The 12,492-nt window shown below is 39.4% G+C and carries 14 protein-coding genes, 1 tRNA gene and 3 pseudogenes; 12 read left to right on the forward strand and 6 right to left on the reverse strand.

The genetic code is table 11. The features are described from left to right. Positions 1-43 precede the first annotated feature (43 nt). Both helD and AC5JQI_RS07190 read left to right on the forward strand, forming a co-directional pair. Entirely contained in the window at positions 44-2,104 is a 2,061-nt protein-coding gene (helD, locus tag AC5JQI_RS07185) for a DNA helicase IV (RefSeq protein WP_493914211.1), read from the forward strand. Between the two features lie 75 nt (positions 2,105-2,179). Continuing rightward, the gene (locus tag AC5JQI_RS07190; protein WP_493914212.1) at positions 2,180-2,323 is read left to right on the forward strand and encodes a CoA-binding protein; all 144 of its coding nucleotides are present in this window, start codon (positions 2,180-2,182) and stop codon (positions 2,321-2,323) included. A gap of 127 nt (positions 2,324-2,450) precedes the next feature. Here AC5JQI_RS07190 and hspQ read toward each other — a convergent pair whose 3' ends face one another. Beyond that, the gene (gene hspQ / locus AC5JQI_RS07195) at positions 2,451-2,771 is read right to left on the reverse strand and encodes a heat shock protein HspQ (protein ID WP_198689250.1); all 321 of its coding nucleotides are present in this window, start codon (positions 2,769-2,771) and stop codon (positions 2,451-2,453) included. 228 nt (positions 2,772-2,999) lie between these two features. On the opposite strand from hspQ, the gene yccX reads away from it, so the two are divergent. After that, entirely contained in the window at positions 3,000-3,278 is a 279-nt protein-coding gene (gene yccX, locus AC5JQI_RS07200; protein ID WP_493914213.1) for an acylphosphatase, read from the forward strand. A gap of 15 nt (positions 3,279-3,293) precedes the next feature. Here yccX and tusE read toward each other — a convergent pair whose 3' ends face one another. Further along, on the reverse strand, positions 3,294-3,623 hold the full coding sequence (gene tusE, locus AC5JQI_RS07205; protein ID WP_237385225.1) for a sulfurtransferase TusE: 330 nt from the start codon (positions 3,621-3,623) through the stop codon (positions 3,294-3,296). A 182-nt stretch (positions 3,624-3,805) separates the two neighbouring features. On the opposite strand from tusE, the gene AC5JQI_RS07210 reads away from it, so the two are divergent. From AC5JQI_RS07210 to AC5JQI_RS07220, 3 genes are all read left to right on the forward strand, one after another. Next, positions 3,806-3,893 (forward strand) — tRNA-Ser (locus tag AC5JQI_RS07210). A gap of 194 nt (positions 3,894-4,087) precedes the next feature. Next, entirely contained in the window at positions 4,088-5,302 is a 1,215-nt protein-coding gene (locus tag AC5JQI_RS07215) for a tyrosine-type recombinase/integrase (protein WP_493914214.1), read from the forward strand. Between the two features lie 225 nt (positions 5,303-5,527). Further along, positions 5,528-5,740 (forward strand): helix-turn-helix transcriptional regulator, encoded by a 213-nt coding sequence (locus AC5JQI_RS07220; protein WP_493914215.1) that lies wholly within the window; start codon positions 5,528-5,530, stop codon positions 5,738-5,740. 237 nt (positions 5,741-5,977) lie between these two features. Here the strand turns inward: AC5JQI_RS07220 and AC5JQI_RS07225 are convergent, their stop codons facing one another. Further along, positions 5,978-6,157, reverse strand: coding sequence for a hypothetical protein (locus AC5JQI_RS07225; RefSeq protein ID WP_051875344.1), 180 nt, complete (start codon positions 6,155-6,157; stop codon positions 5,978-5,980). Between the two features lie 130 nt (positions 6,158-6,287). Between AC5JQI_RS07225 and AC5JQI_RS07230 the strand changes: the two genes are divergently transcribed. The 5 genes and pseudogenes from AC5JQI_RS07230 to AC5JQI_RS07250 all read left to right on the forward strand — a co-directional run bounded on the left by AC5JQI_RS07230 (position 6,288) and on the right by AC5JQI_RS07250 (position 9,744). Next, entirely contained in the window at positions 6,288-6,449 is a 162-nt protein-coding gene (locus tag AC5JQI_RS07230; protein WP_493914216.1) for a hypothetical protein, read from the forward strand. Beyond that, on the forward strand, positions 6,442-6,852 hold the full coding sequence (locus AC5JQI_RS07235; protein ID WP_493914217.1) for a hypothetical protein: 411 nt from the start codon (positions 6,442-6,444) through the stop codon (positions 6,850-6,852). The genes AC5JQI_RS07230 and AC5JQI_RS07235 overlap by 8 nt, the downstream gene beginning before the upstream one ends. Positions 6,853-6,904: 52 nt before the next feature. Further along, a pseudogene (locus AC5JQI_RS07240) lies at positions 6,905-7,591 on the forward strand (terminase TerL endonuclease subunit); the annotation flags it as partial. A gap of 227 nt (positions 7,592-7,818) precedes the next feature. Next, complete coding sequence (locus AC5JQI_RS07245; RefSeq protein ID WP_493914218.1) at positions 7,819-9,003, forward strand: hypothetical protein; 1,185 nt, start codon at positions 7,819-7,821, stop codon at positions 9,001-9,003. A gap of 474 nt (positions 9,004-9,477) precedes the next feature. After that, a complete protein-coding gene (locus AC5JQI_RS07250; protein ID WP_493914219.1) occupies positions 9,478-9,744 on the forward strand; it encodes a helix-turn-helix domain-containing protein in 267 nt (88 codons plus the stop codon). Positions 9,745-10,201: 457 nt separating this feature from the next. Here the strand turns inward: AC5JQI_RS07250 and AC5JQI_RS07255 are convergent. Together AC5JQI_RS07255 and AC5JQI_RS07260 are read right to left on the reverse strand one after the other, a co-directional pair. Continuing rightward, positions 10,202-10,501: pseudogene (locus AC5JQI_RS07255) on the reverse strand (IS3 family transposase); the annotation flags it as partial. 4 nt (positions 10,502-10,505) lie between these two features. Next, positions 10,506-10,790: a transposase gene (locus AC5JQI_RS07260; RefSeq protein ID WP_493914093.1), complete on the reverse strand. Its 285-nt coding sequence runs from the start codon at positions 10,788-10,790 to the stop codon at positions 10,506-10,508. 50 nt (positions 10,791-10,840) lie between these two features. Between AC5JQI_RS07260 and AC5JQI_RS07265 the strand changes: the two are divergent. Next, positions 10,841-11,469: pseudogene (locus tag AC5JQI_RS07265) on the forward strand (IS630 family transposase); the annotation flags it as partial. Between the two features lie 101 nt (positions 11,470-11,570). Here the strand turns inward: AC5JQI_RS07265 and AC5JQI_RS07270 are convergent. Beyond that, entirely contained in the window at positions 11,571-12,173 is a 603-nt protein-coding gene (locus AC5JQI_RS07270) for an RBBP9/YdeN family alpha/beta hydrolase (protein ID WP_493914220.1), read from the reverse strand. Positions 12,174-12,492 lie beyond the last annotated feature (319 nt).

The following is a 12,492-nucleotide window of genomic DNA, read 5'->3' on the forward strand; positions in this document are numbered from 1 at the left end:
TGATGAAGTAGTTCAACAATTTTCAGGTACGGTACCCACGACAATGGAACTAAAATCAACGCAAATCGGCCAACGCCTCGCTCAGCACCCTTATAATCGAGTGCGTCTACTTAATGCTGGCATTGAAGTCAGCGGTGATAAACACCAGTACCTTATTCCATTTAATCAACTAATTGGTATTCAGTGTAAGCGAGGGATTGTCTGGGGGGAACTGGAATTTGAATTACCTGAAGGAAAAGTGGTTCGTCTGCATGGTACGGAGTGGCAGCAAACACAGAGTTTTTACCATTATTTGCTCAAAGAATGGCAAAAATGGAGCCTTGATATGAGTAATGTCAGTGCTGATGTTTTGGCCGCTCAAATTAATGACATCAATACAGTAGAGCAACAAGATCGTTGGCTGAAAATCGCAGATTTAGCATCATTGCAGCAACAAATCCAAGAAACATTTCAGGCATTACCCTTGCCATTACAACGAATAGAACAATTTGAGAACTGTCGTGACGATTATCAGTCCTGTCTGGATTGGTTGGATAATGGTAAAAAAGCAATACAAGCCATGAACCAGCACTGGATCGATCGCCGCTTGGTTCAGTATGAGGAGTTTTTCAATACCGTAGAAACGTCACCACTTAATCGTTCTCAGTGTCAGGCTGTAATTAATGGTGAAAAAAATATTTTGGTACTGGCGGGAGCAGGAAGTGGAAAAACATCCGTTCTGGTTGCCCGAACTGGATGGCTATTGTTGCGTCAGCAAGCACTTCCTGAACAAATTTTGCTGTTAGTTTTTGATCGTCAGTCTGCCGATGAGATGAATGAACGTATTCAGGCCCGTTTGGGGACAAAAAAGGTAAAAGCAAAAACATTTCATGCTTTAGCATTACATATCATTCAGCAAGGCAGTAATAACACACCCAAAATTAGTGAACTGGAAACTGATGAGCAAAAACGTCGTGATTTTCTTATTCAGGAATGGCAAAAACAGTGTGCAGAAAAAAAGTCTCAGGCAAAAGGTTGGCGAAAGTGGTTGGATGAAGAGCTGGGGTGGCAATTACCCGAAGGAAAGTATTGGCATGATAAACAATTGGTGGTTCGTTTATCTGTCCGCCTGGAATGCTGGTTAGGTTTGATGCGTATGCACGGTGGTAGTCAAAAAGAGATGTTTGAACAAGCACCTGGCGCTTATGCCGATCTATTTCAGAAACGCATACGGTTGATGGCTCCTTTGTTGAAAGCTTGGAAAGCAGCATTGAAATCTGAAGGAGCAGTCGATTTTTCTGGTTTAATTCATCAGGCCGTGAATATTCTGCAAAAAGGGCGATTTATCAGCCCATGGAAACATATCTTGGTTGATGAATTTCAAGATATTTCACCATTGAGAGCCAAGCTATTAAAGGCATTGAAGATGCAGAATAAACAAAGTCATCTGTTTGCTGCGGGAGATGACTGGCAGGCGATTTACCGTTTCAGTGGTGCGGAACTAACCTTAACGACAACATTTTCAGCTTACATTGGTGAAGGGGAAGGGAATCAATGTGTGTTGGATACGACTTATCGTTTCAATGATCGCATTGGTGAAATTGCTAATCGATTTATTCAACAAAATCCTAACCAATCGGCTAAACCTCTCAATAGCCTGATAAAAGGTAATAAAAAATCAGTTGTGATTTTATCTGAAGATCAATTGGAAGCATTGCTTAACAAAATGAGTGGCTACGTTACCAAACAGGAGACCATCTTATTGTTGGCGCGTTATCACCATCTTAAACCTGAACTATTGAAAAAAGCGCCTACCCGTTGGCCGAATTTGAAGATTGGATTTATGACAATTCATGCGTCTAAAGGCCAGCAAGCGGATTATGCCATTATTTTGGGGTTGAGGCAGGGAAAGGAGGGATTTCCAGCACCGGTGAGAGAATCTGTAATTGAACAAGTTTTATTGCCACAACCTGAAGATTTTCCCGATGCAGAAGAACGCCGTCTTTTATATGTCGCGCTTACACGGGCGAAAAAACAGGTTTGGTTGATGCAGGAGCCGAAAAATCCATCAGTATTCATTTATCAATTGACGCAATTCGGGGTACCGATCCTGCGTAAACCTTAGAATAATACCAGTATCATAAAAACAAGGCGCATTTAATCCTCTTGCATATAGCGAATGTTTTTCTAGTAAACCCTTATGGCTATTGACCCACATCAACATTGGTTACAAAAAGGAGTTATCAATGACGAGGAAAAATCACTGGCAGAAAGTGAAGGGCTGCACATTGTAATGGATAGTTGTCCTAAAATTGAAATCCCATGTTTGAGAATGGAGAAATAAATAAGGTAGTGCTTACTTATCCCCTTTGTCTTTCAAGCCGTAAATTTGTTGGCTACATTTTGAAATCCATTGGGTATATATTCACCACCTTATTGGAATAATTCGAGGACAACAATGATAAGAGCGTTTAATTTCGTAGCCGTGGAGCTTGCAATTGACTTCTGATGGATTCGGCTAATTCATCCAAAGAAGGTTGCTCTGGATGATCATCTGATATTTCGTAAGTCAATTGTGCTTCTGCCAGATATGTATGCACCGGCTGACCATCATCACCTTCCATCACAACGTGATACCACGGAGCCGAGCGCAAGGTAGCATTAGATGCAATATCATTTTCCTGCGGTTGTTCTAAAGAATATTCAGCATCAATATCTACAACAACACCCAAATAACCCAGCAGACTGTGCCGTACTTGCTGGCCAATACCGAATTTGCTGGCGATCATCATAGTCACCTCCCAAGAAACCTTGCAATGATTCTTATATATAAGGACAGTAAGGTAAATTTCAAGCGCACACCCGGTAGCCGGAATTTTTGCATGATCCTCGAAATCAAGATAGCGATGTGATCGCTACCTCATATTTTCAGGTTAGCCGCTGCGTATATAAAATACAATACTAAAAGTGGGTTTAACGTTTCAAAGTTCTTACTATCTTAATTTGGGGAGAACCCAGTAATGACTAAATACAGTATTATCATTTATGTTTACGGTCGGGTACAAGGAGTTGGATTTCGTTATCAAACATACCATTGGGCAAAGAAAAACAAGCTGGTTGGATATGTCCGCAACATGAATGATGGCAGTGTTAAAATTGTTGCTTGTGGTAATGATGATAAAATCAATAAGTTAACTAAATGGTTGGATCAGGGTGGTCCACCCGGTTCCAAAATTGATCATTTTCAATCACAGTTTTGTGAAATAGAAGAGATGAATGATTTTAGCATCCGCCACTAACGACGGATGAATAAATTAAATGCATTTAACAGGTTTCGGGAGACCTGCAATCTTTGTTGCTTGTTTTGCAGGTCCTTTGGGAAATAAACGGTAGAGATAACGGCTATTGCCTTTCTCCTCTCCATATTTTTGTGAAATCGCTTTAACTAGCATACGAATAGCAGGGGACGTATTAAATTCTTCGTAAAATCCCCGCACGAAACGTATAACTTCCCAATGCTGTTCAGTCAGATTGATTGCTTCCTGTTCAGCAAGTAAAGGCGCCATATCTTCTTGCCAGTCACTACTGTTTTTTAAATAACCTTGAGCATCAGTTTTGATCTCACGACCTTGAAATATCAACATAACCTTTTAACCATCTAGTAACAATGGCAGCAATTTAGCAAAAATCACCACTATTCCCAAGAAAGATTACAAAAAATGCTGAATAAATAGACCAACAGACAGCAATATGAGTGATTTGGCGGCAATTGAACAGATAAATGCTTTACATTGATAACAGCGATGTTTATAGTGCTCGACATCGCGGAGGGGTGGCCGAGCGGCTGAAGGCAGCGGTCTTGAAAACCGCCGATGGGAAACCATCCGAGAGTTCGAATCTCTCCTCCTCCGCCATCTACACTTCTACTAGCATATCCTAAAGTCTACTTTTTCCAGTAAAATCAAAGAAAAATCCTAAATTACACTCTGCTGACGTCTACTAGCATCTATTGCAATGTACCCCAATCAGGGGGTATATATAGGGGTATATTTTTGTACCCCCTAAAAAAATACCCCCATTACTGTGAGGGGACGAGGATGCTAGAAACATGAAACTAACAGCTCGGCAAGTTGAAACAGTAAAACCCCAAGAGAAATATTTTAAGCTATCGGATGGCGGCGGTTTGTATCTGTTGGTAAAGGAGAATGGCTCCAAATATTGGAGATTGAAATACCGCATTGCAGGGAAAGAAAAACTGCTTGCTATTGGCACTTTTCCGCTTGTTACTTTGGCCGAAGCCAGAAAGAAACGTGATGAAGCCAAAAAACTGATAGCTGAGGGCATTGATCCCAATCAAGATAAAAAACAAAAGAAACTTGCGGCTCAGGGAGAAATCAATAACACCTTTGAGAGCATCGCACGTGAATGGTATGAACAGCGAAAGGACAGATGGTCAGTCGGTTATCGTACGGATATGATGAGTGCTTTTGAAAATGACGTCTTTCCTTATATTGGTCATCGGCCAATAACCGAAATCAAACCACTGGAACTGATGGAAGTTCTATCCAGAATGGAAAAACGGGGCGCTACGGAGAAATTAAAGAAAGTTCGTCAACGCTGTGGTGAAGTTTGGCGATACGCAATTATCACTGGTCGAGCTGAATATAATCCTGCCCCCGATCTTGCCAGTGCATTCATTCCCCACAAAAGAGAGCATTACCCCCATCTCAATGTTAATGAATTACCTGAATTTCTAAAGTCTATTGATAAGCATATGGGCAGCCAAGTAGTCAGGCATGCGTTGCGGATTCTGATTCTAACTGGATTGCGTCCGGGAGAATTAAGAAATCTTGAATGGGATGAAGTCAATTTGGAAAAAAGAACGATAGAGATTTCAGCCGAAAGAATGAAAATGCGCAGACCGCATTGTGTGCCTTTATCTGATCAGGTAGTGACTTTATTTCAACAGCTCATTCCAATTAGCGGTGATTATCAATATGTATTCCCCAGCCGAACAAACTATAAAAAGCCTATTAGTGAAATGACTATGAATGTCATGATGAAGCGAATGGGATATGGTGGTAGGGCTACAGGGCATGGATTTCGCCACACGATGAGCACTATATTACACGAGCAAGGCTATAATACTGCTTGGATTGAAATACAGCTTGCTCATGTTGATAAGAACAGCATTCGAGGGACTTACAATCACGCCCAATATCTGGATGGTCGCAGGGAAATGCTTCAATGGTATTCTGACTATATGGATACACTTGAATTAGGTGAAAATGTGGTGCATGGCAAATTTATGAAACGTGCTTGATTGAATTATCTGAAAATAATCATTTACTATTAATACATAACTATTTATGGCTTCATATTAATCATAAATAGTTATCTTTGTAAACTGTAAGGCGTAATATCCTCTTTGTATGAAATGGATTACTATTCCTATGTGATGATCTCAAACTGTAACTTCGGTTTAATTATCCCTGTTCTAATAACGTCTAGAAACATCAAATATAGATAAGTTAACAGGGAAAACCACATGTCAATAATTACCACACCTAAAGAAAGTCTTATTCGTTTATCAGAAGTCCAACGTAGAACAGGTTACAGTAAAGCGTGGATCTATAGGCTTATCGGAGAAGATAGATTCCCGAAACAAATCAAAATTGGCACTCGCTCAGTTGCTTTTCTTGAATCAGAAGTTGATGGCTGGATAGCCCAACGCATTTCTGAATCTCGCGGTGAAATGTAATAGAAAATATATTTTCAGAATAACCAAAAAGCACAATAAATAAAAAATCATGAACAATAAAAATACGGATAATAGCCGTTACGGATACCCTTACGCTAAAAATAAGACAACCGATATTTTAATTATCGGTATAGCTATTAATTGGGCTGAAAAAGAAAAGGATAGCACTGTGAATGCTACCCTTAAATTATCTTTCTTGAAAAAGAATGTTACCCACTGGGATTATTGTTGGCTCATTCAAGAATTAGATTCAATACCTCTTGATTGCAATTCTTTGCGGATAATTCTCTTTATCCATGCAGATACGGAAGCGTCACCATCTTGGGCTAACGCTGTTTTTATTCCTTGCTCAAGGGATGGCTCTACCCTTAATGCGATTTGCTTATTTCCCTTTCCTGATATCTTGATGGTTGACACTTGGTTTACTCCTGCTTATATTAAACTTATATACCAAGTGTATGACAGGTGTGAACCAAAAACAACGCCCCGAAGTGCTACCAACACTATCGAGGCGTCTAACCAACAACCGTTAATAGAGGTAACGACTATGGCTGGCATACAGCATACCCAAACTCACCCTAAATTTACATGCCTAATTGCGTCAGGTAATCAACGACTAATAGATATTCATGTCCAGCGCTTTATCTCCGTTTTGGCGGGCATTTCCTCCCTGAGATCCGTTTCCCGTCAGGAGATGCGCCGTGGGTAAAAAAACTCTTTCATTAAAACAGGCAGAGTATCGCACGCAGCTAGCAGCCTCTGTTTTCACGTTTATTCTCGAAAAGTCACCGGAAGAATGCACCATTGAACTCAATAACTTGATTTTGCTGGCGCGTGATATCAATCAGGAAATACAGCAAGCATTGTTGAAACATACACCACAGCCCTTGTTGATGACATTGTTAGGTTATGTGGTGAACAGACATCAGAAAGCGATACCGTTAGATCAGGCCATGTATCGGGCAGGGCTAGCCATATCATTATTTGAGGTCATTCTTGACCAAATAGGCAGGGATTGTTCAGAAGAACTGCGCGATCTGCTGGCGCTAGCTTGTGACTTTAATCAAGACGTCTATCACGCACTGTGTGCGGCTGTTTATGGGGAGGAATAAATCATGCCCCATTCCTCTTCAAAATATACGGAGAATCGACCGATAGACGTTAGGCGCATGGAAAGCCTGCCAGACTGATTATGATGAATACGACCTTAAAGGGCTGGAGTGTTACGCCGGACTGGATTTATCTTCAACGAGCGATATCACCAGTATTTGTTACACCTTCCCCGTGGATAATGAACTGTTATTACTCACCCGCCATTACTTGCCCGAAACCCAGTTGCAGAATCCCGCCAATAAGAATCGGGCGGTTTATCGCCAGTGGGCGCAAGCAGGCTGGATACGCACCACCGCAGGCGATTGTATTGATTACGATCGTATCCGTGATGACATTCTCAACGACAGCCAGCAGTTTGATATCAAGCTGCTGGGCTTTGACACATGGAACGCCACGCATCTACGTACCCAATTACAGGGGGCAGGGCTGGATGTTGAACCCTTCCCACAAACCTATATGCGCTTTAGCCCTGTGGCTAAATCGGCTGAGGTATTCGTGAATCGCAAAATCATTCGTCACAATGGCGATCCGGTGCTCGCGTGGGCAATGTCCAATGTGGTGATGGAAACCGATGCCAACTCCAATATCAAGCCGAACAAGAAGAAATCCGCAAATAAAATCGACCCTGCAATTGCGTTCCTGATGAGTTTTGGTACATGGCAGATTGAGCATGCAGAGTTTGCGTTTAGCTTAAGTGAGGAACAGCGGCAGCGATTGAATAGCTTTGATGGAATTTAGATAACCGATTGATTTTTTTAATACCTGTGCAGTATAGGAATTAATGAAATCAAATGTTCAAAAGGTTAGATATTGCACACGTTTTTGGGATTAATCTCTAGTTTATTTGACAGTATTCTGTATAAAAGTGCGTCTAAATCGGACAATAAGATACTTTATAACTGTATCTTTATTGTCTGCAAGGCGGTTCTTGGTTATTAATAATTCAATATTTAACGAGATGTATTATGACGAGTCAAGCAACAGAAGAGTTGAAAGAAATTTACCAAAAAATTAGTAAGAAAATGGTTAAATTAATACCTTATCTGACGTTTTTGTCTGGCATAATGGTATGGAGTTACTTAAATAATATTGGTAGACTAGATTTACTAATAGACTCTTTTTCAATTAATATAGGATTGATTTCTTTATTAATATCTGCGGTAATTCTCTCTATTGCTATAGTTATAACCCTCATTCTACCTAGCTCCATACTTATTCTTCATTATTCCATATTTCCTGATGTAATTAAAAATCCAATATCTACACCTTGGCTAGGTTGGGGGTGTTCAACTTTATTCTTAACATTAACATTCCTTCCTCATGTTCCTTTTATTAAAAAAATAACCTCACCTCCTTCTGCATTACTAACCATCACTATAATAGTAATATTATCTTTTTTAATTTTTATATTAACTTCCTTATTTAAGGGGGATTTTAAAAATAATAGTATTTTTGATAAGTTTAGAAAGATAGGTCAAATACTAGTAGCTACATTCACAATAGTATTCGCTACATTATCAATATCGCTTCCTGTTAGTTTGCTGTTAAAGAATAGTACAGGAGAGAAAACAATATCATTGCTAATAGCATTGGTTTTCATGATTGCATTTGCACTATCATCATTTCTTCCAGCAATGGTATATTTTAATGATATAAAAAACACTCCATCAAGTAGTGAAAACAGAAGTATAATTCTATTAGCAAAAAAATTATCAATCGCTGTTATTTTAACCACAATAACCACATCCATTCTATTTCCTAATATAACCTCTACACTAGTGAATAGTTCTCTTTATTCTATTGGGATCATGGATAATAAAAACCATCATTTTCTAATTAATGGCAACAAGTATCAGCCAAAAATGTTTCCCCAGCACTTATGGATGACATCGACAACAAACAAGATTGAGAAAGACTTTTTCATCTATGGAATAAGAATGTTTTCCACTGGAAATAAAAATTTAATATGCCCAGAGAGTGTTAGTGAATTTAAAAAAAATATTGATAGAAGAAATTACGATTTAATTACTTCCTCTGGTAGTGAAGGCAGTGCAAGAAAACTAAAAGACATGACTGATATTTGTGTTATTTTGAATAGTGATGATGCTAAGCAATGGGATACTTTCTTTAAAATTAATAGCCAAAACTAAATGATTTTTTATATAATCCTATAGCCAGAATAATAATTCTGGCTTTATTCTTTTCGTTACAAAAAATTTGATGGAAGAAAGAACTATTATTCTGAGTTTGGGATCTCCCCAACATCCTTTACTAGCACGGAGTTGACTGTCATATTTGCTTGAACTCAAAGTAGCAAGGTATCAGATCTTATCTGGACAGCATATAACGCAAAAAGTTAAGTGTTTATACGAGTTCGCTTATTGAACCAGATAAACCAATCAGTTAAAGTAGCCTCGCCATTGGCAAAATCCAATGGTCAAGGATTCTCACCCTTGTTAAGAGCTATCCACTGGTAGGAAATTTCTACCAGTGTGTCTGCTATCGCCCTTTCAATGGCGGTTCAGGCGGGGGAGGTTTCGGCCTCGCTGGAAGATAGCTCCCAGTTGTGAGAACCCTGTCTGGATCGCCACCATCAATATAAATTAATGGAAGGGGTAGCAGGAATGAATAACGTTAGAAATGACTGGCATCAAGCCGATATTATTGCTGCATTACGTAAGCGCGGTACGACCTTAGCGGCTGTCTCCCGTGAATCGGGACTCAGTTCATCAACATTAGCGAATACACTTTCTCGTCCGTGGCCTAAAGGCGAATGGATTATCGCTAACTATCTCGAAATACATCCCTCTGAAATCTGGCCTAGTCGTTATTTTGATTCTCATACCGGAGAATTATTAGAAAGGAAAGTTCGCGATAAACCAGAAGAATAATTATTCTAAAATCAAAAAAGACATCAGGGAAATAGTCACCTCATCTTGTTACTTGCAGTACGTTATTGGATTTGATGAGGTGCTACTATCAATTAGCTATTACCTCAACCCTTGTAGCCTCCGCCGTAATTCATCGTAATTTTGAATTGATACAAAAAAATATTTTTATATCAATGATATAACTCAGAGAGTAAGATCGAAGTGTTGAATGTACTGAGCTAACTTTTATGTGAGGACATTAGAGCATAAAGGGATAACCCCAAAAGGGTAATAAAATAATGTGGGGGTACAAATGGGGGTATATTAACTTTTTAATGAAAATAATTTGTTTAATATTAAATGGTTATATATTTAATATTGCTCCCTCCTGCGCTAACAGACTTGGCAATCAAACGAGCCAAACCAAAAGAAAAAGCCTATACGCTGTGAACTGACCCCAAAAAGTTGGACATTTTAGTTAAGCGGCATGTAAGGCCTGATTTCGATATTCTATCGGAGTTAGGCCTTTTAATTTCACCTTAATCCGTTTTGTATTGTAATATTCGATGTATTCTTCTATCTTTTCAATCAGTTCATCAGCATCTTTAAAGTACTGTCGGTGATACATTTCTGTTTTGAGTAAGGCAAAAAAGTTTTCGGCCATCGCATTATCCAAACAGTTCCCTTTCCTCGACATACTTTGCTTAATATCTTTATCAGCAAGTTGTTTTTGATAAGCCCTATGTCGATATTGCCAACCTTGATCACTGTGAATGAGTGGCTTAGCGTGAGCATCTACCCGGGGTCGTTAAATTGAGAACTGCGCTAGTGTGAGTGAGAGACCAATCATTTGTCCACATTAATTTCAAAGCATGGAGTTTTGTTGTAGCACAAAGAGAGTGAGGCGTTGGCAAAAAAGCGTTATCACCATGAATGGCAACAACTTGAGACCAGTATCGAATTTGTCGAGAAGAGATTGAATATTCCGCTGATAGCTTATCCGATGCGTTACCTGCTAGACATCGTTTAGCAATCATGATTTTTAGTTCACGACTATATTTAGACATAAAAAACCCCCAGTCATTGGTTGTCCAACTATTGGGGGTCACTTCAAACGCCGCATAAATTCGACGCGGATAAACAGCAACAATTTATTGAGACCTACAACGCGCTGAAAGCGAAATGTGGTCAGCATGAGCCGATTTTGTTTATTGATGCCATGCATCCTACCCAGTCCACAAAATTAAGTTACGGTTGGATGAAACGCGGAAGAGAGCAGGTCAAAGTGGTTGAAACGACAGGAAGCCGTACTCGACTCAATCTCATGGGGGCGCTCAATTTGCAACGGATTGAAGAGACCGTTATTCGTGAATATCCGACGATTAACGCCAAAAATGTCGTCCTGTTTTTCGGTGCCATCCGGGAAACGTATCCGCTTTCACAAAAAATGCATCTTATTCTGGATGGAGCCGGTTACCATCGCGCTGAAATCGTTAAATTTTTCGCCGAGGTTCTGAATATAGAGTTACATTATCTGCCACCTTACAGCCCTAATCTCAATCCGATAGAGCGATTAGAGAAGTACGCTAATGAACAGATACGCAACAATGTCTATTCCCGGATGCAAAAACATTCCGCGAAACATTTCATCATTTTTTTCATGTCACCTTCCCCGAAAAAATACAGGCATTGGCTACTCGGCTGACGGATAATTTCCAAACTTTAATTCCTGCATCTTCAAGTTAATTGCGTATATATAAAAACTCTCAATTCTCCAGATTAAGATTAAAAGCTAGAAAATTGAGAGAATATCATTTTTTATTCTTAGAACCGAAAGCTCTATATTATTACTCTGATACCATCATTTTCAGGGCTTCATAAACAGGTAACAGACGAGTAAAACCGTCTCTATCAAGAAAATGACCGCCATTATCAATGGTAATCACTTTAGTTTGCAACGATTGAGCCAAAGCATGAGAAGATTGTGGAGAAACAATCTCATCATTAGAGGAAATGATTGAAATACGGTGTTCTGTTATTTCTCGCAAAAAAGCATGATCTAACGGCTCAGCGGTAAAAGAATCCAGTTCTGGTAAAGTAGCTTGAGGTGAGTCACACCCTGCAACCAGAATATATCCGCCAATATGAAGAGAAGCTGAACGTATGACCTCTAAATGTCTCAGAACAGTAATACACCCGAGGCTATGACCAATAAAAATTGTATTGCTATCTACCTGTGGCGCAATATCCATCATCATCTTAGCCCATGCTTCAGGTTTCGGTGCTAACGGTTCAGGCATCGCAGGTATGATAACCTCTGCGCCTTGTTCAGTCAGTAGCTCTTTTAACCAAGGGAACCAATGCAATGAAGGTGATGCAGTATATCCATGAATAATAATTACTTTCTTTCCAGAAAACAGCTCATTGTTCTTTATTTTTTCTAACGTCATTGACTTTATCCTGCTGAATAATACACCGATTTTATTGGGATAAAACTTGGCCTTATTAATAACTTATAAACAACATAAGTCAATAACATATTGATTAACTATTGGTTGATAAATACAAAATCATTCAACTAAATGGCTTGTCAAAGCGGAGTTTTTGCTTTCTGGGGGAAAGCAAGCCTCATTATGATAATTATTCCTTCCCTAATTATTATACCCATTGGATTTCAAGATGCAGCGCGACGGCAAGGAACGAATCCCCTGGAGGATAGATAACTATGTGACCGGGGTGAGTGAGCGCAGCCAACAAAGCTGCAACTTG

This window comes from Xenorhabdus sp. XBWT, assembly GCF_059072735.1.

Coding starts and splice junctions, on each gene's coding strand:
- hspQ (WP_198689250.1), bottom strand. CDS start 2,771: ATGATGATCGCCAGCAAATTCGGTATTGGCCAGCAAGTACGGCACAGT.
- AC5JQI_RS07215 (WP_493914214.1), top strand. CDS start 4,088: ATGAAACTAACAGCTCGGCAAGTTGAAACAGTAAAACCCCAAGAGAAA.
- AC5JQI_RS07250 (WP_493914219.1), top strand. CDS start 9,478: ATGAATAACGTTAGAAATGACTGGCATCAAGCCGATATTATTGCTGCA.
- tusE (WP_237385225.1), bottom strand. CDS start 3,623: ATGTTGATATTTCAAGGTCGTGAGATCAAAACTGATGCTCAAGGTTAT.
- yccX (WP_493914213.1), top strand. CDS start 3,000: ATGACTAAATACAGTATTATCATTTATGTTTACGGTCGGGTACAAGGA.
- AC5JQI_RS07270 (WP_493914220.1), bottom strand. CDS start 12,173: ATGACGTTAGAAAAAATAAAGAACAATGAGCTGTTTTCTGGAAAGAAA.
- AC5JQI_RS07220 (WP_493914215.1), top strand. CDS start 5,528: ATGTCAATAATTACCACACCTAAAGAAAGTCTTATTCGTTTATCAGAA.
- AC5JQI_RS07230 (WP_493914216.1), top strand. CDS start 6,288: ATGGCTGGCATACAGCATACCCAAACTCACCCTAAATTTACATGCCTA.
- AC5JQI_RS07260 (WP_493914093.1), bottom strand. CDS start 10,790: ATGTCTAAATATAGTCGTGAACTAAAAATCATGATTGCTAAACGATGT.
- AC5JQI_RS07190 (WP_493914212.1), top strand. CDS start 2,180: ATGGCTATTGACCCACATCAACATTGGTTACAAAAAGGAGTTATCAAT.
- helD (WP_493914211.1), top strand. CDS start 44: ATGGAACTAAAATCAACGCAAATCGGCCAACGCCTCGCTCAGCACCCT.
- AC5JQI_RS07245 (WP_493914218.1), top strand. CDS start 7,819: ATGACGAGTCAAGCAACAGAAGAGTTGAAAGAAATTTACCAAAAAATT.